The organism is Rudaea sp. (assembly GCF_036560865.1).
GTDB lineage: Bacteria > Pseudomonadota > Gammaproteobacteria > Xanthomonadales > Rhodanobacteraceae > Rudaea.
Window position 1 is genome coordinate 1 of record NZ_DATBQK010000013.1, and the last position, 20,751, is coordinate 20,751.

The 20,751-nt window shown below is 60.9% G+C and carries 18 protein-coding genes; 16 read left to right on the plus strand and 2 right to left on the minus strand.

The features are described 5' to 3' along the window. Positions 1-104 precede the first annotated feature (104 nt). Together VIE67_RS01290 and bfr are read left to right on the plus strand one after the other, a co-directional pair. Entirely contained in the window at positions 105-308 is a 204-nt protein-coding gene (locus VIE67_RS01290) for a (2Fe-2S)-binding protein (RefSeq protein WP_332022499.1), read from the plus strand. Positions 309-489: 181 nt separating this feature from the next. Then, positions 490-960 carry a bacterioferritin gene (gene bfr / locus VIE67_RS01295; protein ID WP_332022500.1) on the plus strand — a complete coding sequence of 157 codons (471 nt, stop codon included), beginning with the start codon at positions 490-492 and terminating at the stop codon, positions 958-960. 26 nt (positions 961-986) lie between these two features. Here the strand turns inward: bfr and VIE67_RS01300 are convergent, their stop codons facing one another. Further along, positions 987-1,403: a CopD family protein gene (locus tag VIE67_RS01300; protein ID WP_332022502.1), complete on the minus strand. Its 417-nt coding sequence runs from the start codon at positions 1,401-1,403 to the stop codon at positions 987-989. Between the two features lie 124 nt (positions 1,404-1,527). Between VIE67_RS01300 and VIE67_RS01305 the strand changes: the two genes are divergently transcribed. From VIE67_RS01305 to VIE67_RS01335, 7 genes are all read left to right on the plus strand, one after another. Beyond that, positions 1,528-2,265, plus strand: coding sequence for a DUF6776 family protein (locus tag VIE67_RS01305; protein WP_332022504.1), 738 nt, complete (start codon positions 1,528-1,530; stop codon positions 2,263-2,265). After that, positions 2,252-2,698, plus strand: coding sequence for a bactofilin family protein (locus VIE67_RS01310; protein ID WP_332022506.1), 447 nt, complete (start codon positions 2,252-2,254; stop codon positions 2,696-2,698). The genes VIE67_RS01305 and VIE67_RS01310 overlap by 14 nt, the downstream gene beginning before the upstream one ends. A gap of 45 nt (positions 2,699-2,743) precedes the next feature. Further along, positions 2,744-3,106: an iron-sulfur cluster insertion protein ErpA gene (erpA, locus tag VIE67_RS01315; RefSeq protein ID WP_332022508.1), complete on the plus strand. Its 363-nt coding sequence runs from the start codon at positions 2,744-2,746 to the stop codon at positions 3,104-3,106. Between the two features lie 122 nt (positions 3,107-3,228). After that, entirely contained in the window at positions 3,229-4,200 is a 972-nt protein-coding gene (nudC, locus tag VIE67_RS01320) for an NAD(+) diphosphatase (RefSeq protein ID WP_332022510.1), read from the plus strand. A 53-nt stretch (positions 4,201-4,253) separates the two neighbouring features. Further along, a complete protein-coding gene (locus VIE67_RS01325) occupies positions 4,254-5,132 on the plus strand; it encodes a cobalamin biosynthesis protein (RefSeq protein WP_332022512.1) in 879 nt (292 codons plus the stop codon). Positions 5,133-5,160: 28 nt separating this feature from the next. Continuing rightward, positions 5,161-6,243, plus strand: coding sequence for a sensor histidine kinase (locus VIE67_RS01330; RefSeq protein WP_332022514.1), 1,083 nt, complete (start codon positions 5,161-5,163; stop codon positions 6,241-6,243). Between the two features lies 1 nt (position 6,244). Continuing rightward, positions 6,245-7,042, plus strand: coding sequence for a LytR/AlgR family response regulator transcription factor (locus tag VIE67_RS01335; RefSeq protein WP_332022515.1), 798 nt, complete (start codon positions 6,245-6,247; stop codon positions 7,040-7,042). Positions 7,043-8,013: 971 nt separating this feature from the next. On the opposite strand, the gene VIE67_RS01340 is transcribed toward VIE67_RS01335, so the two are convergent. Beyond that, positions 8,014-13,110, minus strand: a complete 5,097-nt coding sequence (locus VIE67_RS01340; RefSeq protein WP_332022517.1) for an RHS repeat-associated core domain-containing protein — start codon at positions 13,108-13,110, stop codon at positions 8,014-8,016. 418 nt (positions 13,111-13,528) lie between these two features. Between VIE67_RS01340 and mltB the strand changes: the two genes are divergently transcribed. The 7 genes from mltB to VIE67_RS01375 form a co-directional block, all read left to right on the plus strand. Continuing rightward, positions 13,529-14,539: a lytic murein transglycosylase B gene (mltB, locus tag VIE67_RS01345; RefSeq protein WP_332022519.1), complete on the plus strand. Its 1,011-nt coding sequence runs from the start codon at positions 13,529-13,531 to the stop codon at positions 14,537-14,539. A 26-nt stretch (positions 14,540-14,565) separates the two neighbouring features. Next, a complete protein-coding gene (locus VIE67_RS01350) occupies positions 14,566-15,516 on the plus strand; it encodes a septal ring lytic transglycosylase RlpA family protein (RefSeq protein ID WP_332022521.1) in 951 nt (316 codons plus the stop codon). A 132-nt stretch (positions 15,517-15,648) separates the two neighbouring features. After that, positions 15,649-17,016, plus strand: coding sequence for a D-alanyl-D-alanine carboxypeptidase family protein (locus tag VIE67_RS01355; protein WP_332022523.1), 1,368 nt, complete (start codon positions 15,649-15,651; stop codon positions 17,014-17,016). Continuing rightward, positions 17,013-17,303, plus strand: a complete 291-nt coding sequence (locus VIE67_RS01360; RefSeq protein WP_332022525.1) for a DUF493 family protein — start codon at positions 17,013-17,015, stop codon at positions 17,301-17,303. Before VIE67_RS01355 ends, VIE67_RS01360 begins: the two co-directional genes overlap by 4 nt. 103 nt (positions 17,304-17,406) lie before the next feature. Then, on the plus strand, positions 17,407-18,141 hold the full coding sequence (gene lipB, locus VIE67_RS01365) for a lipoyl(octanoyl) transferase LipB (protein WP_332022527.1): 735 nt from the start codon (positions 17,407-17,409) through the stop codon (positions 18,139-18,141). After that, positions 18,138-19,166 (plus strand): lipoyl synthase, encoded by a 1,029-nt coding sequence (gene lipA / locus VIE67_RS01370; RefSeq protein ID WP_332022529.1) that lies wholly within the window; start codon positions 18,138-18,140, stop codon positions 19,164-19,166. Before lipB ends, lipA begins: the two co-directional genes overlap by 4 nt. 111 nt (positions 19,167-19,277) lie before the next feature. Further along, the coding region (locus tag VIE67_RS01375; RefSeq protein WP_332022531.1) for a S41 family peptidase at positions 19,278-20,751 on the plus strand (1,474 nt) is incomplete at its 3' end.

Consider the following 20,751-nt stretch of genomic DNA (forward strand, 5'->3'; position numbering starts at 1 on the left):
GTAGTTGCGATCACGCCCTTACGGCGACACGCAGAAGCAGTGAGGTAGTTGACAATCGTTCTCATTTGCATTTAAATAGTACCCAATCCACTGGGTCTGCCCGCATGTACGTCTGCATCTGCAACGCCATAACCGACACGATGATCCGCCAAGCGGCCGCCGAAGGCGTGCGCAGCGTGGCCGAGCTGACGCGGCGTACGGGGTGCGCGGGCGAGTGTGGTAGTTGCGCCGATCTCGCTGCGCAAGTGTTGCAGGAAGCACGCGCGCAGCGCCCGTTTCGCCTGCCGCTGCTGGCGCAGGCTGCCTGACACGACGTTGCGGCCGCGAATTCGCGCGGCCCACACATCATCCATGTCTCGGCCTATACAGCGGCCGTCCCGCTGCCGCGGTGCCCGTGGCGCAAATGCTCACGATTCGCGTTTCCTCATGCGGCGCGCTCGCGCGTTATAGTCGTACGAGTGCAAGTCGTGAATGATCAGGAGGCGAGTCATGAAAGGCGATAGTAAGGTCATTGGCCATCTGAACAAGGTGCTGTTCAACGAGCTGACGGCGATCAACCAGTATTTCCTGCATTCGCGCATGTATCGCAACTGGGGCTACAAGGAACTGGCCGAGCATGAGCACAAGGAATCGATCGATGAGATGAAACATGCCGATCGGCTGATTGAGCGCATTCTGTTCCTCGAAGGTCTGCCGAATCTGCAGGCGCTCGGAAAACTGCTGATCGGCGAGACGCCGCATGAAGCGATCAAGTGCGATCTGAAGCTCGAACAAATTGCGCATCCGGATTTGAAAGCGGCGATCGCGCACTGCGAAAAAAACGGCGATTACGTCAGCCGCCAGTTGTTCGACGACATCCTCAAGTCCGAGGAAGAACACATCGACTGGCTGGAAACCCAACTCGGTCTGATCAAGCAGCTGGGCGAGGCGGGTTACCTGCAGCAGAAACTTGGCAGTTAGTCGAGCTCAAGACGCTGCCGTTCGAGTCAGAACGGTTTCACCACCGCCAGCAGCACGATCGCAATCAGGAACAACGCCGGCACTTCGTTGAAGAGACGTAGCCAGCGCGCCGAGTACGGGCAGCGGTCCTGCGCGAACAGATTCTTCATGCGCACCAGATAGATGTGATACGCGATCAGGCCGACGACCAGCGCGAGCTTCGCGTGCAGCCAGCCTTGTTGCAGGTATATCGGTTCGAGCGCCAGGGTCCAGATGCCGAACAGCACGGTCAGCGCGCCGCCGATATGGGTGATCACGAGCAGGCGCCGTTGCATGATTTTCAGTTGCTCGCGCACCTCGGCGCTGGCGGAAGCGGCCTGATAGATGAACAGGCGCGGCAGGTAAAACAGGCCGGCAAACCAGGTCACCACGAAGACGATATGCAGGGCTTTGATCCAGAGCATTGCGGACGGCTCATGCGAACGGGAAGGCGCGGGGCAGTATAGCGGTCGCACCTGAGCGCGTGCTTGACGCTCCGCGCGAGGCGGGGCTATAAGCGCTGTCCGCACACCGGCTCAGCATTCAGGCATGGCGCACGTCCCCAGTCCTCCCGCCCTCGTCGTCCATCCGCAGGAACCGCGCTTCCGCTGGCGCGATTGGGCGACGCTCGCGGTTTGGTGGCTGGCGTCGCTGATCGCGGTCGCTGCGGCGGTCTGGGTGTGGGGCCAGCGCACGCCGGTCGGCGGCGCCGCCGAGCTGAAGGCCGCGCTCGATCAAAACAGCGCTCTGCAACAGCGCGTGGCGATCCTCGAGCGCGCGGATCAGGTGTCACGCGCGGCGACGGCCAGTCTGCAGCGCGAGATCCGCGAGCACCAGGACGAGGTCGCCAGCTTGCGTGCGGACCTGGCGTTCTACAGCCGACTGACCGGCACCGGCGCCCAGCGCGAGGGACTGAATGTGCAGGGCCTGCATCTGCAACCCGCGGCGACGGCGCGCATGTACAATTTCACCCTGACCCTGACGCAGAACCTCAAACAGGGGAAAGTGGCAAACGGTCGCGTCAGGATCGTGGTCAACGGACTGCGCGCCAATCAACTCGCGTCGGTGGATTGGCGGGAGCTTGCACATGACCAGGACGCGAATGGTCTGCCATTTTCATTCAAGTATTTTCAGCAAATAAAAGGTACGCTGCTGCTGCCGGAAGCATTCACGCCGAATGCCGTCCACGTCGATCTCGACGGCGGCGCAGAACTGGGAAAATCCGAACGCGATTTCGTCTGGACCAGCGTCCTGACGAGCGAGGGAGCCAACGATGCTGGGAAATAAGAGCAAACCGGCGCCGCCTGCCGCCGATACCACGTCGTTGATCGCCGTGGGCACGCAGGTTCGCGGCGACGTGCGCTTCAGCGGCCGGCTGCATGTCGACGGCAGCGTCGAAGGCGCGCTGCACGGCGAGGGCGCGAATGCGGTACTCACGCTTTCCAACAACGCGAAAGTCACCGGCGAAATCGTTGCGCCGCATGTCGTGATCAACGGCATCGTCAGCGGCGACGTTACCGCGAGCGAACGCCTGGAGCTGGCCAGCGGCGCGCGCGTCGAGGGCAACGTCTACTACAAGGTGATGGAAATGTCGGCCGGCGCGCAGATCAACGGCAAGATCGTGCACCGCGCCGAGCCGCCGAGGCAGTTGGCGGGGCCGCAGGAGACGAAAGCCGAGGCCGAAGATTTCGCGCTGCCGGGCGCGACGGTCAAACCTTGAATTCGCGCCGCAGGGCCCGATCTTGTAACGATGGATGTCGCCGGCATGAATGAAACCCCGAACTATCAGACCGCGCTGGAACAGCCGCTGATCTTCACTGATGCGGCTGCGCACAAGGTGCGCGAATTGATCACCGAGGAAAACAATCCCGGCCTCAAGCTGCGCGTCTACATTTCCGGCGGCGGCTGCTCGGGTTTCCAGTACGGCTTCACCTTCGATGAGCAGCGCGCCGAGGACGATCTCGCGCTGGAGAAAGACGGCGTCACCCTGGTCGTCGATCCGCTGAGTCTGCAATACCTCATGGGCGCGGAAATCGATTATTCGGAGAGCCTCAACGGCGCGCAGTTCGTGATCCGCAATCCTAATGCGAAGACGACCTGCGGTTGCGGTTCGTCGTTCAGCGTCTGACTCGTTCCACCTTCTCCCGTCGGGAGAAGGTGGCGCGGGGCGCCGGATGAGGGAAGGACGTTCCGTGGAAAAGGGAGGCTAAGAGCATTCCGCGGACATAGCTGCTCTGCGACAATACGCGCATGAGTTCCTCTGCGCGCAGCCGCAACAACACCTTTTCCTCGTTGATTCTGGAACGCAACAGCGAGCTGCGCGACGACGCAGCGTTCGTGCAGGTGCGGCTGGAGGCGCCGAATGCGCGGTTTCTTCTCCTCCGTAGCGACGGACGCACATTGGTCAACGCATCTGCCGATACGCTGCAGCCATTGGACCAGGCGCAGCGCGCGTCGGTGTCCGACGTTGCGGTTCCGACCTATCTCGGCAGCGGTGATGACGACTGGTTTTTGCTGCGCGCCGACGACGCGAGCGCCGAGCGCATCGCCGCCGAAACCATGGGCAAGTTTCTCGACCTGCGCGCTGCGGGGCTTACCCTGCCGGCATTCGACGCCGGCCTGTTCGCGTATGCGCGCGCGCTGGCGAACTGGCAGGCGCGCACGCGCTACTGCAATGTTTGCGCGTCGCCGCTCACGCTCATTTCGGCCGGGCATCGGGCCAGGTGTACAAATCCACAATGCAACATCGAGCACTTTCCGCGCACCGATCCTGCGATCATCGTCATCGTCACGCGTGGCGATGCCTGCCTGCTCGGCCGCCAGGCAGGCTGGCCGGCGCGGCGCTATTCCACGCTTGCCGGTTTCGTCGAGCCCGGCGAAACGCTTGAGGACACGGTGCGCCGCGAGGTGTTCGAGGAATCCGGCGTACGCGTGACCGACTGCGACTATCACTCCTCGCAGCCGTGGCCGTTTCCGGCCTCGATCATGCTCGGCTTCACCGCGTACGCCGAAGACGCGACGATCCGCATTGGCAACGAGCTTGAGGATGCACGCTGGTTCACGCCGGGCGATATCGTCGCCGGCCTGGACTCGGGCGAGCTGCTGCTGTCGCCGCCGCTGTCGATCTCGTTTCGGCTGATCGAGCAATGGATGGCCGGCCACGGCCTCGATCTCACGGCGCTGGTCACCCGCAGCGATCCATTGCTTGCCGCGCGGCGCTGAGCGCCGCTGCTACACTAGCCGGCGTTTTCGCCACGTTGCTACCGGATTCGTCTATGGCCATCGTGTTTATCGCCGTCCTGCTCGTGCTGGTGCTCACCCACTCTCTGCCCGATGCGCCGCGTCTGCGCAACTTCGCCTGGTTTCGCCAGTGGCTGGAGCACGGCGCGCAGCAATCGAGCGCCGCGTTCGGTCTCGTGCTGACCATCGGCGTGCCGGTGCTGCTGTGCCTGATCGTGCAGTTCGCGTTGCGCGGCACCTTGCTCGGTCTCGCCAGTCTCGCGTTTGCGCTGGTCGTGCTGTTCTATTGCCTCGGGCCGCGCGATCTGGAGCGCGACGTCGAAGCGGTCGACAAGGCTCCCGACAGCGATCGGCGCACGGCCGCCGCACAGGCCTTGCGTCCCGAGGAATCCGACACGCCGCTGCCGTTTGCCGCCGAAGCCCTGGTCGAGGCGACGTTCGATTCCGCGCTGCGTCGCGTGTTCGGCGTGATCCTCTGGTTCGTCCTGCTCGGGCCGGTCGGCGCGGTGCTGTATCGACTGACCCAATTGCTCGCCTTCACGCCCGACTATGCGCATGCATTGCCTGCGCCGCAGCAGGCGCTTGCGGAAAAATTCGCGCGCGCACTCGACTGGGTGCCGGCGCATCTGGTCGCGCTGGCGCTCGCGCTGGCGTCGGATTTCGATGCGGTATTCAAGACCTGGCGCGACTACCACGCCGCGCACGGCAAGGGTTATTTCTGTCTCGATCTGGGTTTTCTCAACGCGATCGCGCGCGCCAGCGTCGATGCGGATGTGGCGGCGGGCGACGGTCACGCGGTCGATCTGGCCAGCCCGCTGGTTGCGCTCGACGATGCGATGACCCTGATCCGCCGCGTGCTGATCGTCTGGCTGATGGTGATTGCGCTGATCGTGATCGCGGGCTGGTTCACCTAGCGCGGAGCGCGAAACAGTGTCTGAGCGCATGAACACGACGACGCGAACGAAACCCTGGCTGGCGCAACCGCCGCATCTGTTCTGGTCGCTGCAGATCGGCGGCTGGATCGGCTACTTCGCGCTGAATTTCAGCGCGATGCTCGGCGATGGCAAGCCCTGGCACTACGTCTACTATTCGCTCAGCACCACCCTGATCGGTCTGGTCGTCACCAGCTTGCTGCGCCTGGGCTATCGGCGCCTGTGGCATCTGCCCGCGTTGAAGATGGCGCTCGGCTCGGCGGCGATGCTGGTCGTCGCCGAACTGGTCGACACCAAGCTGTACACCGAAGTCCTGTTCACCTTCTGCGACGACTGCCGCCCGCACAGCGCGCTCGGCTACATCTGGTATTTCGCGTCACGCTTGTATGTCCTGCTGTCGTGGAGCGGGCTGTACTTCGGCATCAAGCTCGCGCGCCAGTTGCAGCAGCAGAAGGAAGCCGCGCTCAAGGCGCAGGCGATGGCGCACGAAGCGCAATTGAAAATGCTGCGCTATCAGCTCAATCCACATTTTCTGTTCAACACCTTGAACGCGATCTCCACCCTGGTGCTCGACGGCCGGGCGGACACCGCCAATCGCATGGTCGGTAGTCTCTCGGCGTTCCTGCGTTATTCGCTGGATTCCGATCCGGTGCAGCGCGTGACCCTGGCGCAGGAAATCGATGCGCTCAATCTTTATCTCGGCATCGAGCAGCTGCGTTTCGGCGAACGCCTGCAAGTGCAGATGGACATCGATGCGGCAGCGCGCGATGCATTGGTGCCGAGCCTGATCCTGCAACCGCTGATCGAAAACGCGGTCAAGCATGCGCTGGCCAAACGCGAAGAAGGCGGCCGCATCGAAGTGGAGGCGCGACGCGACGGCGACACACTGGATATCCATCTGCGCGACGACGGACCCGGTTGCAGCGAAGCCGACAGCGCGCGCCCCGATCATCGCGGCGTCGGCCTCGTCAACACGCGCGAACGTCTGCGTGTGCTGTACGGCGAACGCGGACAATTCAGCATCGACAATCGTCTGCCGCACGGCGCCGATGTGCATATCCGTCTGCCGTTCGAGATTGCCAAGGGAAATTGAGGTGGCGATCCGCACCCTGATCGTCGACGACGAGCCGCTGGCCCGGCGCGGGTTGCAGCTGCGTCTGGCGCGGCATGCGGATATCGAAGTCGTCGCCGAGGCGGCGAACGGACGCGAGGCGTTTCACGCCATTTCCTCGTTGCGTCCCGACCTCATGTTCCTCGACGTGCAGATGCCCGGCGTCGATGGCTTCGCCCTGCTGCGCGCGCTGCCCGCGACGCAGATTCCGCTGACCGTGTTCGTGACCGCCTACGATCAATATGCACTGGCCGCATTCGCCGCGAGTGCGCTCGATTATCTGCTCAAGCCGGTCGACGATACGCGGCTCGACGAGTCGATCGATCGAGCTCGCTCTCGCCTCGCCGGACGCAAGGCCGAGGATCACTACGAGCGCCTGCTCAAATTGATCGCCACCCTGCCCAACGCCGCCGAATTGAAACTCGACGAAGCGCTGGCGGCCGACGCCGCGACGCCCGCGCACGCCAAGCTTACGATCAAGGATGGCCAGCGCGTCCTGCGCATCGACGTGGACCAGATCGCCTGGATCGATGCCGCCGGCGACTACATGTGCATCCACACGCGCAACGACACGCACGTGCTGCGCGGCACGATGCACGACCTTGAACAGCGCCTCGACCCGCGCCGCTTCGCCCGCGTGCACCGCTCCACCATCGTCAACGTCGCCCGCGTCAAGGAAATGCGCCCGCATCACAACGGCGAATATTTTCTCGTTCTGGATTCAGGGCAGGAGTTGAAACTGTCGCGCAGCTACAAGGACAAGCTGCGCTTGTTGACCTGACGGGGGCTTTCGCTCGTCATTCCCGCGTGCGGTGCGTAGCCCTCCCCTTCAAGGGGTGAAGCGGCGCGCTTGCGAGCCATGGCTCGCGCGCCGCTGAACGCCCGGAGCAGGATGCGAAGGGCGGGGTTGCTTAGCGAGGCCTGGATGGCTGAGCTTAGCAACGTTGGGAGGGGATGGTGCTTGCTCGTCGTCCCTAGCCCGTCATTCCGGCGAAAGCCGGAATCCAGCTCTTGATCTTTGAAGAGCAAAAGCTTTCACCGGCCGGCTATTTGTGCCATTTCAAAAAGATTGCGAAAAGGAATGCAGAAAATAAGCTAGGGCGACGTGGTATCCAATACTTCCTGCTGGTGCGTTGTGGCCACAGAAAGCTGAAAAACAATGCCGTATCCCGTATCTCCAAGCCTACATAAAAGCTCTCTATATGCAAATGGGAAAACGAGTGCCAGAACAATCACCAGCATGGTTTATAACTTGCAGATTTTTTTCTGTAGCCGTTTATCACAGTAATCGATGTCGTGCCCAGCGCAAGATATTCGCGATGGTCGCGAATCGCCGCGTCCGCACGCCCTTGGGCATGGGCTGTATAGCTACTCCAGCGATAATCGCCAGCGCGCTCGACCATTTGCGCCCGCACCGGGTTCGCTATCCTTTACTGGGCCGTAGCTTCCTTAAAATCTGTGGCAGCCAATACCACCAGATCGTTCCCAGAAGTCCGTGAATTACGTGTGGGAGATAAAATATTTCTTCAATTGTTGCGAACTGATTCGGCAGGCTTTCAATTAAGAAAGAATATGGCCTAGCCAAGATAATATATAGCAAGCTAATCGGCAAATCAGCAATAGCCCAAATCACCCAAATTAATGGGGCTTGAGGGTCTGACGACATGTGCACATATACCACGGTGGCAAGAAACAGAAAAAAGTGCATCGCCGCGAACGCTAACCCTATCCGCATGGCTGTATTGTGCATCGTCATTTCCTAGTCTTTGTGTCACAGCAACCAAGCGCATTAGCCCCAGGATCTCGACTACCCGGACGGTCTATTGCAGCACCCACGGTAAGTCCCCAAAAACCGCCAACGTGATAGGCGGCATCAGTGAGAATATGGTCACAGCGCCTAAAGCATTGTGATCTGCTAATTGGATCACAAGGAAAATCAACGCCACATTTTCCGTAACATAAATCATGATTTTTGCACGCTCCATCAAGCTGATCGATGGGCGGCTTAACGTGCTCCTCTTCATATTGAGCTAAGTCGTTCCAAGGCTTAGTGTAGCCGCCTGTCCAGTCTGGTCCACACCAATTGCCGTATATTTTAATTAGACCATATGGATCAATACCTGTGAGCGGTGCATTTCCGGTAAATGCATACATGTTTACTCCACCAAACTGGCCAATCGGATCGCTCTCTACATACCGTCCAGTTACCGGTTCATAGTCACGATAATAGTTGTAGTTGAGCCCAGTTTCCGCATCGTAGTATTGACCGGAGAAGCGTAGGTTGACGGTCAGGGTCTGCGGATTCGCCGTGCTGTTTCCGAACGCACTGCCAAAGTAGTCCCACCTCCACACCAGAGTGTCGCTGGCTGGCGTCGCGCCGGGTTTGATTGCTTCGCGTGGCGTGCCCAGTTGATCGGTTTCGAGGTAGTACAGCTGCGTCGCGCTGCCGCTGATGGTGACTATTCCCACCGGCACGCTGTCGAGATAAATGTATTCCTTGTTGCCCGCCGCCGCGTATTCGCCCAGCAGTTGGCCGCCTTCGCTGTATACGAACGTGGTCGGAGTGAGTGTATTTCCGGCCGTCCCTACGGCCTTGATCACGCGCTCGCCCTTGCCGTTGTAGTTGTAGGTGGCTTGCGGCGTTTTCTTTTTCGTGGCACTGGTATTGAGTCCGACCAGGCGATTGCGCGCATCGTAAGTCAGCGTACCGGCAGCGGTGTTCTGCAGATTGCCGTTCGCATCGTAGCTGCGTGCGTTGCCGGCAACGCTTTGCAGATGGTGGCTGGTGAGCGGATTCGGATAAGAATACGTCGCGGTGCTGCGGCCGCTCGTGTCGGTCAGCCGATCCCCGGTCTGGTTGTAGGTGAAGCTTTCGCTCATGGTCTTGCCGTTCTGGATCGTGGTCAGACGGTACAGCGGATCGTATTGATACGTCTGCGTCGGCGGGCTGGCGCCGACGGTGCTGCTCGCATTGATCAGGTTGCCCAACACATCCTCGCTCGTGTCGAGGATCAGGCCGCTCGCACCGGAACTGAGCACTTTGTCGATGGCGTAGTCGCTGTCGTAGGTCTTGGTCTGCGTACGCCCGTTGCCGAAGGTCAGTTGATTGAGCGGACCGAACGGCAGGTAGGTCGTTGTGCCGACGAGAACCTGTGCGTTGGCCGTAGCGTTCGCCTTGTAGCTGATGTTGGTGATTTGTCCCAGGGCATTGCGTGCATAAGTGACGATGGCGCCGCTCGGATAGGTGATCGTACTGATGTGATCGGCCAGCGTATAGGTATAGCTCGCGGTCGAGATCACGCTGCCGGCGGTTTGCTTTTTTTGCAACACATTGACGCGCCGGTCGTAGCAGTAAACCGCGCTGCCGGAGTTGTCAGTGATCTTTGTGAGGCGGCCCAGTGGGTAGGAGCTTGCGCAACCGGTGACGCTGTTGGCTTGATCGTAGGCGTAGCTGACGTTGAGGCTGCCGGTCGGATAGCCGATAGCGGTCAAACGGTTCAACGCATCGTAGGCGTACGCAGTGACGATGCCGCGTGCATCGGTCTGTGTGATGCGGTTGCCGACGGCATCGTAGACGTAGCTCGCGTTGCCCGTATCCGGACTTTGCAACGCGGTCAGGTTGTTCAGCCCATCGTACGTGTAATTCGTAACAAGACCATTCGGATCGCTCACGCTGCGCAAGTTGTCGCGCGCGTCATAGGCGTATTGCGTGGTGGTGTCCTTCGTCGCCGTTGTCTTGCCGGTGTGGTCCTGCAAGGTCTTGATCAGGCGATTGAGCGGATCGTATTGCTGCTCGGTACCCGTGCTCAGGCCATCGACCGAGTAGATCGCGTTGCCGTTGCCGTCGTACCCGTCCGTATACGTGATGCCGCTCGGTGGTGCATCGGCGGGGTTTTGATAGGTTTGTACAGCCGCGCTGCTCGCATTGAGCGTCTTCGTCAGATGATTGAGCTGATCGTACTGCCGCGATAGCGCGCGCTTGAGGGTGTTGTTCGGATCGTAGGTACTTTCGCTGGTGCGATTGCCCGCAGCGTCGAGCGTGTAGTGAATCCTGTTGCCGACGTTGTCGCTGATGTCGGTCAGCCGGTGCGCCGCGTCGTACGTGTAGAGGAAGTAAGCACCATCAGGTTGCGTGATCTGGGTGACGTTACCGACATTGTCATAAGCGAACGTCGTCGTCGCATCGCTGCTCGAAGCACTGCCATCCGGATTTGCGCGCGTGCTGCGCGTGAGCAGCCAGCCGCGGGAGTGATAGGTCATGTCGGTATAAGTGCCATTTGCGTCCAGGATCCGCGTGACGCGGCCGTTCTGGTCGTAGCTCACGTACGTCGTCACCTGCCCTAGTGCATTGGTTACTTTGTAGAGGTCGCCGAGGTAATGGCAACTGCCGCCAAAAGTGGCGCAGCCGGAAACATCTGTTGCCTGGTAGTAAGTGTAGGTTGTGACGTCCGAGACATCCGTGCGCGGGCCATCCACCGAAAGCAGAAGCCCAACGAGGGGACAGGTGCCGGCCGTTACCCCCGCCTGCTCGCAATAGGTATAGGCCCATTGACGCACACCAACGAGTGCATTCATCGACGAGCCACAGGCGTAGCTCGATGCACCACTGACGGCGGGATCGACCTCACAGCGGGACAGCACTTGACCGCGCGCGTTGTAGGCCCAGTCGGTCTTCGTTTCGACCACGCCGCCGCCGTTCTTGATACGACGCTCGGTGGGGACGTTGAAGCTGTCGTTCCAATCGGTTTCGACACGGCGTTGCACCAATGTGCCTACTGCGTCGGTGGTTGCCGTGAGGTTGAGAGTATTGCTGTACTCATAGCTGTGCACGACATTCAACGAATCCGTCTTGGACATTACCCGACCCAAGGTATCGTAAGCATATTGTGTGGGATTGGAGTTTCCGGTAATCGGATCCTTGTCCGCATTTACCGTCTCTTTCCGGAAAATTCCACCTATGCTCGTTAGATTGACGGTCTTTTGCATACCGGCAACCGAAGGATTTCCAAATGCGAAGTTGAGCAACGTTTGGGTTGGGCTCGGATAACTCAGTGTGAGTTGATTCGCGCCGCCGGCTTGGCTGCTGGAAATAACGCGGCCTCGGTAGTCGTACTGATACGTCGAAAAGCGCGTCGCAACCGGGCTGCCCGACGCGATCGATACATCCGAGATTCCGGTAAGTAAATGCGGAAACCCGGCGGAAGGCGGCGCACCGCCAGAGCATGCGCCGGAGGACCCGCCAGGACAAATATTGGCCGGCTCGTTGTAAAAATACTGCCGACTGTTGCCGTCGGGGAAGATCACTACCTGAAGGTTCCCCAATATATCGTAGGTGTAATTCAGACTATTTCCGTCCGGGAGCAGCACCGAGGTCAAGCGCATGCCCGAGCAACCGCTACAAGCGCTGCCGCTGTTGATCAGGTCATAAGTAAATTGGAGCGAGCGTCCCGTGGCGTCCGTGACGGTCTGAGGGGCTCCGGCCGGAACCACCAAGCTGCCGCTCGCTGAGTAGACTGGACCATAAACGAAAGTGTGCAGCGTCTCGGGTCGATTGATCGACTGGGTGGTTAAAAGGACTCCGGAGTTGTTGAACGTCCAAAGTTCCGCAGATGATGTCAGTAGGTGCCAAGTCGTTGTCGAGGAAACAGTCACCGAGCTCAATATCCAGCCGGGCACGTTGACCGAGCGGTAGGTTGTTGTCGCGCCCTGTTGATCAAATCGCTCGATATTTCCATGCGAGTCCAGCAGTAGCACGTAGGTTGAACTCGTCGAATTCGGGATTATCAGTCGACTGTCAAAGTCGCTTTGCCAGCTCGGGCCAAGATAGCTATTGGTGAGAGCGAGACGCAACGAGTTGTAATGCCGTCCCAGCGTGAACGATCCAAACGAATAGTCCACCTCATCATCCACCTTCGATCCGTTGCCGGGGACGCACGGATTGCCGTAAGAACACTGGTTGGAGGGAACCAGGCTGGCGACTATCGTATCGGTCGCATTGGAACGGCATAGTTGATTGATGGGAGTTACCTGGCTGGGCGAATAGTAGTTTTGCGGATTGAGCGTCGCCGAGACTTCAGACAGTCCGGCATCGCACTGGATGTGCTGCCACCGATCTACGCCGTACGTGATCCGGGGAACGACATTACTGCACTGCCCGTTAGAAAGACTACCGTAGCTGACAAGCAACTCGTAGTTGAACGGTTCACGAACGTCGCCTGTTCCCTGCCAGCCGTTGCCGTAATAAAGCCCCTGGAAGTTCATTCCGTTGATTGAGAACCCTCCGGAGGAGTCGGCAGGCGAGGGCCACGGATATCTCACCCCTATGGAAAGGCCACATGCATTCCCTACGTACGCCCGGATTGCCGACTGGATAACGCTCGTGTCGCCATTTTGAACTTTGCAGGAATTACAGACAGCAGGGATATCTTGGCACGTAGTAGTGGTGCCGTACGGCAGACAACTCGCCGTACCCGTGCCGTCCGGGTTGGGGCAGCCACAAATACTGCCTTGAGGAGGATAGCCACCCCACCCCAATGTAATCGCTCGAATGTAGTCTTCCAGGTAGGCCATCGGACCGCGCGGTTTGACGCTGTAGCTGTAAACGATGCCGGTAGGATTGGTCACTGAACCGCTGAATGTCGGCCCGCTAGTGAGTTCGAGAAACGCACGTCCCGAGGGAGAAGATGGATTCTCTTGCTGCATGTAGGCTTCCGCGGCATCAAGTGAATCGAAACAGGCGTTTATGTTCTGGAAGTTATAGGTGCAATAACTCCAGATATCGTTGCTGTACGCGGCGTGCGTTATGCCGAAGAACAGAACGAATATGGCCAGCAAGCGCAGCTTGTTCATGTCGGTCTCCTTGACTGCTCACATTTGCCAACTACAGATTGATCAAGGTCCAGATTGCGCGGCTTGATCCGATGAACCTTGATGAATCGATTGAAATATGACCTATATTTCAAGAGAACATCCCACGCGTAATGTCCCACGCGCAAAGCAAGAAAGATGTCGGAAAAAGCGGTAATCGTTTGTAGGAAATTTCTTACGCAGATAGCGGCTACTTGAGCCATCGCATTGGACAAACAACAGCGTGAGGAGAGTCACTAACGCCGACCGCATTGAACGGAACTACGCCAGTCCGACGCATTTCCCACCCCTTTGTGGCCCTCACTCAAGCAAGTTGCGTCTTGTCTGGAACGCTTTCTGCTCGATTGACCCCGCGTGTTACCCTTGCGCCACCGTCTCAAACCAGCCGCCCGCCCCGTCGATGACCCTTCGTTTTCTTGCCCTGCTCGCCAGCCTGATCGTCATGCTTGCGGCAGGTGCCGCGCATGCCTACGATCCGCCGGATGCGGCGCAGGTGGCCGCCGCCGAAAAAAAATTCGCTGCCGATCTCGAACGCGATACCGACCTGTCCGCCGCCGACGTGCTCGCGGTCTTGGGCCGCGCGCACTATCAGCAGAGCGTGATCGACGCGATTTCGCGGCCGGCCGAATCGAAAACCTGGCGCGAATACCGGCCGATCTTTTTGACCCAGCGCCGCATCGACGATGGCGTCGCGTTCTATCAGACGAATGAGGCCCTGCTCAAACGCGTGGAGAAGGAAACCGGTGTGTCGGCGACCCTCGTCGTTGCGATCATCGGCGTCGAGACCGCGTACGGCCGAACACCCGGGCGTTATCGCGTGCTCGATGCGTTGACCACGCTCGCGTTCTACTACCCGCCGCGGCAGGATTTTTTCCGCAGCGAATTGCGCCAGTTGTTCCTGCTGCGTGGCGGGAACTTTCCCTATGCGCTCGAAAACCTGATGGGATCGTATGCGGGCGCGATGGGCTGGGGGCAGTTCATGCCGTCGAGCATCGCGAAATTCGGACGCGACGAGGATGGCGACGGCAAGATCGACCTGTGGAATTCGTTGCCGGATATCGTCGGCAGCGTCGCGAACTATTTCGTCGGCAACGGCTGGCAGAGCGGCGGGCCGGTCGCGGTGCGCGCGAGCGTCGGCGCGGATGCGCACGCGGTCAGCGCGGAAAATCTCAAACCGGCATACACGCTGAAGCAACTGGCGGAGTGGGGCTACACGACATCGGCGAAGATCGATCCGCAAACGCTGGCCACCATCGTCAAGCTCGAGGGCGAGGACGGCCCCGAAGTCTGGATCACGTTCCAGAATTTCTTCGTGATCTCACGCTACAACCGCAGTCCGCTGTATAGCCTCGCGGCGTTTCAGCTGAGTCAGGAAATCGCCCGCGAAGTGGGAGAGCCGGTCGCGCAATGAGCAGGGGGCAAGGCGCGGGCTGGATCGTGACGTCTTGGACAGGCGCCTGCGTTCTGACATTGCTGCTCACCGGCTGTGCACACCGCGCGGCGACGCGCCCGAGCGCCGCCGTGCAGACGCGACCCTCGGCGTCCAGCGGCGCGCCGCACGATCAACGCTATGCGCAGGACGAGGATTCCGGTCCGGGCGGTCCGTTGCCGGATATCAGCAAGATTCCGGAGCCGATACCGAAGGTGGAAGCGCTATCGGCGTACGGCAACAAGTCTACCTACACCGTGCTCGGTCAAACCTATCGGGTGCTGCCGAGCGCCTCGGGCTACGTCGAGCGCGGCATCGCCTCGTGGTACGGCAACAAGTTCCACGGCTACACGACGTCGAACTTCGAGAAGTACGACATGTACGCCTACACGGCTGCGCACAAGACCCTGCCATTGCCCAGCTATGCGCGCGTGACCAACCTGGAAAACGGCACGAGCGTGATCGTGCGCGTGAACGATCGCGGCCCGTTTGCCGAGAACCGCATCATCGACCTGTCCTATGTCGCGGCGATCAAGCTGGGCATCTGGCAGAAGGGCACGGGTCTGGTCGAGGTGCGTGCGATCGATCCGGCGCATCCCGACAGCGGCCGTCCGCTCTTGCGCGCGGCCGCACAGCCTGTGCCGGCACAGAACGCCGCCGGTCCGGCGCCGCGCAGCGATGCCCGCGTTGCGTCCGCATATGCGCCACAAAAAGCGCCCAAACCCGCGCTATATCTGCAAGTCGGCGCGTATTCGGATCATGCCAATGCCGAACGCGCGGCGGCGATGCTGCGCAATTTGCGCCTGGGCGAGGTGCGGATCGTGGATGGCGTGGTCAACGGCAAGAACGTCCAGCGCGTGCGTCTGGGGCCGCTCAAGGACGCCGACGAGGTCGACAGCCTGACCCCGAAAGTGCGCGCGCTGGGCTTGGGCGAGCCCCGGGCCGCGGTAGATGACTAGGCGCTCGATGATTTTGATGCTCGAAGCGTTCATGCTTTGACGTGTAAACTTCGCTTTTACCTTCCGGCCCGGCGCCGTACACCAGGTACACACGGGCACAGCCTGCTGTTTCAAACATGGAATATCGATAGAATGAAGCGTTTGCAATTTTTACAGAAAGTCACATTGTGTATTTGTACTGCGACGTTGCTGATCGCCTCGGCAACAGTTGAGGGGCGTACCAAACACAAGACGCCGGCCGCCGCGCAGCCGCAGAAAGCGCAGGAGACCAAACCCGAGGAAACGCCGGCTCCGACCGACGTGCAGCCCGCGCCCGCGCCGCTGCCGCAGCCGGGCGCGCTGAATGTGCCGGTGCCGCCCGCGCCGACCCTGGACGCGAAAAGCTGGGTGCTGATGGACTACGCCAGCGGCCAGGTTCTCGCCGAGAGCGGGGCGGATACGCGCGTCGAGCCGGCCTCGATCACCAAGGTGATGACGTCGTATGTCGTCGGCGCGCAACTCGCCGCGGGCAAGATCAAGATGGACGACGAGGTCTATATCAGCGAAAACGCCTGGCGCGGCGGCGGTGCGAGCACCGACGGCTCGACCAGTTTTCTCGCGCTCAATTCCAAGGTGGCGCTGAAGGATCTGCTCTACGGCATGATCATCCAGTCGGGCAACGATGCGGCGATCGCGCTGGCCGAGCACACCGCCGGCTCCGAGCAGACGTTCGCCGCGCTGATGAATCAGCACGCGCAACAGCTCGGCATGACCGGTACGCATTACGTCAATCCGTCCGGCCTGCCCGCGCCCGAGGAATACACCACGGCGCGCGATATCGCGACGCTGTCGCGCGCCCTGATCCGCGATTTCCCCGAGGAATACAAGATTTACGCGATCAAGGAATTCGAGTGGAACGGGGTCAAGCAGCACAACCGCAATTCGCTGCTTTGGCGCGATGCCTCGGTCGACGGCATCAAGACCGGCCACACCAAGGAAGCCGGCTTCTGTCTGGCAACTTCGGCCAAGCGCGGCGATCAGCGTCTGATCGCCGTGGTCATGGGCACCGGCAGCGAGAAGGCCCGCGCCGATGCGAACCAGGCCGTACTCAACTACGGCTTCCGCTTTTTCGAAACGCACAAGCTCTACGACGCGAACAAGCCGCTCGCGCAGCCGGTGCTGTGGCGCGGCGCGAACGACAAGATCGGTCTGGGCCTGGCCGACGACATGCTGATCACCCTGCCGCGCGGCCGCTACAACGATTTGAAAGCGACGATGGAGTTGCCCAGTCGCCTGATCGCGCCCTATGCGAAGGGTCAGAAGATCGGCGTGTTGCGCGTCAAGCTCGACGACAAGGTCCTGATCGAGCGTCCATTGGTCGTCCTCGGCGATGAACCCGAAGGCGGTCTCTGGCGGCGTTTCTCCGACGACGTGGGGCTGTGGTTCAAGAGCGCCCCGACCACGGAGACCTCGGCCGCGCCGAGTACCGCCGTAGCCGCTCCGGCAGCACCCGTGCAATGAAAAATCTCGACGACATCCATGCTGAAAATTCCGATCAGGGTTTCCAGTTTCCCGGGGCGTTCGAGATCACGGCGGTGGGCAAGGCGAATACCGGTCTTGAGGAACGCATGCCGGAACTGATCGCAGGGCTGGGCCTGTCCGTGCTCAACGGCAGCCTGCGCACGCGACCGTCGAGCGAAGGGCATTATGTTTCGGTCAGCGTCACGTTCACTTGCCCCTCGCGTGAAAAATACGCCGCCGCGCATGCCGCCTTGCGCGCCGACCCGTCGGTGCGCTGGACGTTGTGAAAGAGCCGGGACTCGGGATTCGGGATTCGGGAAAGAGAGATTGCGCTCTTGATTTTGCGCATTTGCGACGTGACATGAGTTTGTAGATAAACGACGAAGAAACATGAACCCTGCGTGCTCCACCGAGTCCCGAGCCCCGAGTCCCGAGTCCCGGCACTTGCTCGTCCGCCGCTTCCCCGGCCTGCAAGCCTATGAGCCGATCTGGCGCGCGATGCAGGCATTCACCGATGCGCGTGATGCGGATACTCCCGATGAATTGTGGGTGGTCGAACACACGCCGGTGTTCACCCTCGGCCAGGCTGGCAAGTGGGAGCATGTGCTGATGCCCGGTGAGATTCCGGTAGTGCCGGTGGATCGTGGCGGCCAGGTGACCTATCACGGGCCGGGCCAGATCGTCGCCTATCCGCTGGTCGATCTGCGCCGCCTTGGTATCGGCATCCGCGAGTTCGTCTGCCGGATCGAGCAGTCGATCATCGACACGCTGGCCGCCTGGAATATCGGCGCGCAGCGCAAGCCGGGCGCACCCGGCGTGTACGTGGCCGGGGCCAAGGTCGCCGCGCTGGGTCTGCGCGTGCGCCGCGGCTGCACGTTTCACGGGCTCGCGTTCAACGTGAACATGGATCTGGAGCCGTTTCAGCGCATCAACCCCTGCGGTTTCCAGGGTTTGCAGGTGACGCAAATGATGGATCTGGGCGGCCCATCGAAACTGGCCGATGTGGAGGCCGAACTCATCGCGCAGTTGGCCCGCCATTTCGGCTTGCAGGCGCGTATCGAAGCGCCGCCCGTGACCATTGGCGCTGGCGCAAAACCCGTCGTGGATGTTAGCGTGGGCGCATGAATTCCCTGGATAAAACCATTCCGATCGCCCTGATCGGCGCAGCGGCGGCGGCGGCGGTTTTGCCGACCCTGCCCGAGCCGGGCGCGAAGCAGCTCGGCGAGGACAAGATCGCGCGCAACCGCGCCGGTTTCGACAGCGCGCCTATGTTGCGCAAACCGAGCTGGATCCGCGTGCGCATTCCACCCGGCAATGCGGTGGCGAAGTTGAAATCCAAATTGCGCGCGAACCGCCTTGTTACCGTGTGCGAAGAAGCGTCCTGTCCGAACATCCACGAGTGTTTCGGCAAGGGCACCGCAACGTTCATGATCCTCGGCGAGGTCTGCACGCGGCGCTGTTCGTTCTGCGACGTCGCGCATGGCCGGCCCAAGCCGCCCGACCTCGAGGAACCGCGCCATCTGGCGGAAACCATCCGCGACATGGGCCTGCGCTACGTCGTCATCACCTCGGTCGATCGCGACGATCTGCGCGACGGCGGCGCGAGCCATTTCGCCGATTGCATTCGCGAAGTGCGCACGCTCAATCCATCGATCAAGATCGAGACGCTGACCCCGGATTTTCGCGGCAAGGGGCGCATGCAACGCGCGCTCGAAGTGTTCGCCGAAGCGCCGCCCGATGTGTTCAATCACAATCTGGAAACCGTACGCGAGCTGTATCCGAACGTGCGTCCCGGCGCGGACTACGACTGGTCGTTAAGCCTGCTGCAACGTTTCAAGGCGCAACATCCGCAGGTGCCGACCAAGTCCGGCATCATGCTGGGCCTGGGCGAAACCCTGGAACAGGTACATGGCGCGTTGAACGATCTGCGTGCGCATGCGGTCGATATGGTGACCATCGGGCAATATCTGCAACCGACTGCGCACCATCATCCGGTGTTGCGCTACTGGGAGCCGGCGCAGTTCGATGCGCTGGCCGAATACGGCGGCAAGCTCGGCTTCGAGCATGTCGCCTCCGGTCCGCTGGTGCGCTCGTCGTACCACGCCGACCAGATGGCGCATGCAGCCGGTTACGTGGAAGAAGTCGCTTGAATGGCCGGTCAGTAAGAATGTCTGCGTGATCTTCGCGATCATGATGGGCGCAAAAAAATAGTTTTTGTTTCATGCGATCACCGACGATCGCACCAGCAACGGAGAATTGAGATGGTAGTGCGCAGCAGCCGATCGCTCTGGATCGTGCCGGTATTGATGATTTTCGTTCTGCTCGCGACCGCGAACGCAAAACCCGCGGCCGATGCGGGCGCGCTCGCGCTCAAGGCGACGCCGGACCAGGCCACCGCGGCATTGATGGCCGCGCGCTTCCTCACGCGCATGCATTACAAGGCGGAGCCGCTCGATGAAGCGATGTCGCGGAAGATTTTCGATCGCTATCTGGATGCGCTCGATGCCGACCGCCTGTTCTTCCTCAAGTCCGATATCGACAGCTTCACGCCCGCGCGCGACAAGCTCGGCCGCGCGATCTACGATCAGGATCTGAGCGCTCCGTTCACGATCTTCAATGTCTATACCCAGCGCGTCGCCGAGCGCACCGCATACGCGCGCGAGCAGCTCAAGAAAGGCTTCGATTTCAGCAAGGACGAAAGCTACCAGTACCAGCGCGAGAAAGCGCCGTGGGCGCAGACCGTCGATGAGGTCAACGACATCTGGCGCAAGCGTGTGAAGAACGACTGGCTGCGTCTGAAGCTCGCCGGCAAGGACGACGCGAAGATTCGCGAAACTCTGGACAAACGCTACGCCAACTACATCGACCGCATCCATCAGCTCAATAGCGAGGATGTGTTCCAGACCTTCATGAATTCCTATGCGATGGCGATTGAGCCGCACACCAATTATCTCGGGCCGCGCCAGGCCGAGAATTTCGATATCGCGATGAAGCTCTCGCTCGAGGGTATCGGTGCGGTGCTGCAGCGTGACGAGGATTACACCGCGATCCGCGAAATCGTACCGGGCGGACCGGCAGCGATGTCGGGCAAGGTCAAGATCGGCGACCGCATCGTCGGCGTCGGCCAAGGCGAGGCCGGATCGTTGACCGACGTGATCGGCTGGCGGCTCGACGACGTCGTCGACAAGATTCGCGGCGCCAAGGACACCACCGTGCGCCTGGAAATCCTGCCGGCCGACGCCGGCCAAGACGGCAAGCATGTGACGGTCGCGCTGGTGCGCAAAAAAGTCGTGGTCGATGAGCAGGCGGCGAAAAGCTCGATCATCGAAACCAGGGACGGCGACGTGACGCATCGCATCGGCGTGATCTCGCTGCCGACCTTCTACCAGGATTTCGACGCGCATCGTCGCGGCGACAAGAACTACAAGAGCGCCACGCGCGACGTGGAGAAACTGCTCGTCGATCTGAAGAAGCAGAAGGTCGAAGGCGTACTCATCGATCTGCGCAACGACGGCGGCGGCTCGCTCAACGAGGCGACCGATCTCACCGGCCTGTTCATCGACAAGGGCCCGGTGGTGCAGGTGCGCAGCGCGGACGGGCGCATCACCCCGGAAGACGATCAGAACGCCGGCATGGCGTGGGGCGGTCCGCTGGCGGTGCTGGTCAACCGCAACTCGGCTTCGGCCTCGGAAATCTTCGCCGCGGCGATCCAGGATTACGGCCGCGGCCTGATCA

What these genes read in the sequence shown, in the direction of transcription:
- VIE67_RS01290 (WP_332022499.1), top strand. Translation starts at nt 105, where the DNA reads ATGTACGTCTGCATCTGCAACGCCATAACCGACACGATGATCCGCCAA.
- bfr (WP_332022500.1), top strand. Translation starts at nt 490, where the DNA reads ATGAAAGGCGATAGTAAGGTCATTGGCCATCTGAACAAGGTGCTGTTC.
- VIE67_RS01300 (WP_332022502.1), bottom strand. Translation starts at nt 1,403, where the DNA reads ATGCTCTGGATCAAAGCCCTGCATATCGTCTTCGTGGTGACCTGGTTT.
- VIE67_RS01305 (WP_332022504.1), top strand. Translation starts at nt 1,528, where the DNA reads ATGGCGCACGTCCCCAGTCCTCCCGCCCTCGTCGTCCATCCGCAGGAA.
- VIE67_RS01310 (WP_332022506.1), top strand. Translation starts at nt 2,252, where the DNA reads ATGCTGGGAAATAAGAGCAAACCGGCGCCGCCTGCCGCCGATACCACG.
- erpA (WP_332022508.1), top strand. Translation starts at nt 2,744, where the DNA reads ATGAATGAAACCCCGAACTATCAGACCGCGCTGGAACAGCCGCTGATC.
- nudC (WP_332022510.1), top strand. Translation starts at nt 3,229, where the DNA reads ATGAGTTCCTCTGCGCGCAGCCGCAACAACACCTTTTCCTCGTTGATT.
- VIE67_RS01325 (WP_332022512.1), top strand. Translation starts at nt 4,254, where the DNA reads ATGGCCATCGTGTTTATCGCCGTCCTGCTCGTGCTGGTGCTCACCCAC.
- VIE67_RS01330 (WP_332022514.1), top strand. Translation starts at nt 5,161, where the DNA reads ATGAACACGACGACGCGAACGAAACCCTGGCTGGCGCAACCGCCGCAT.
- VIE67_RS01340 (WP_332022517.1), bottom strand. Translation starts at nt 13,110, where the DNA reads ATGAACAAGCTGCGCTTGCTGGCCATATTCGTTCTGTTCTTCGGCATA.
- mltB (WP_332022519.1), top strand. Translation starts at nt 13,529, where the DNA reads ATGACCCTTCGTTTTCTTGCCCTGCTCGCCAGCCTGATCGTCATGCTT.
- VIE67_RS01355 (WP_332022523.1), top strand. Translation starts at nt 15,649, where the DNA reads ATGAAGCGTTTGCAATTTTTACAGAAAGTCACATTGTGTATTTGTACT.
- VIE67_RS01360 (WP_332022525.1), top strand. Translation starts at nt 17,013, where the DNA reads ATGAAAAATCTCGACGACATCCATGCTGAAAATTCCGATCAGGGTTTC.
- lipB (WP_332022527.1), top strand. Translation starts at nt 17,407, where the DNA reads ATGAACCCTGCGTGCTCCACCGAGTCCCGAGCCCCGAGTCCCGAGTCC.
- lipA (WP_332022529.1), top strand. Translation starts at nt 18,138, where the DNA reads ATGAATTCCCTGGATAAAACCATTCCGATCGCCCTGATCGGCGCAGCG.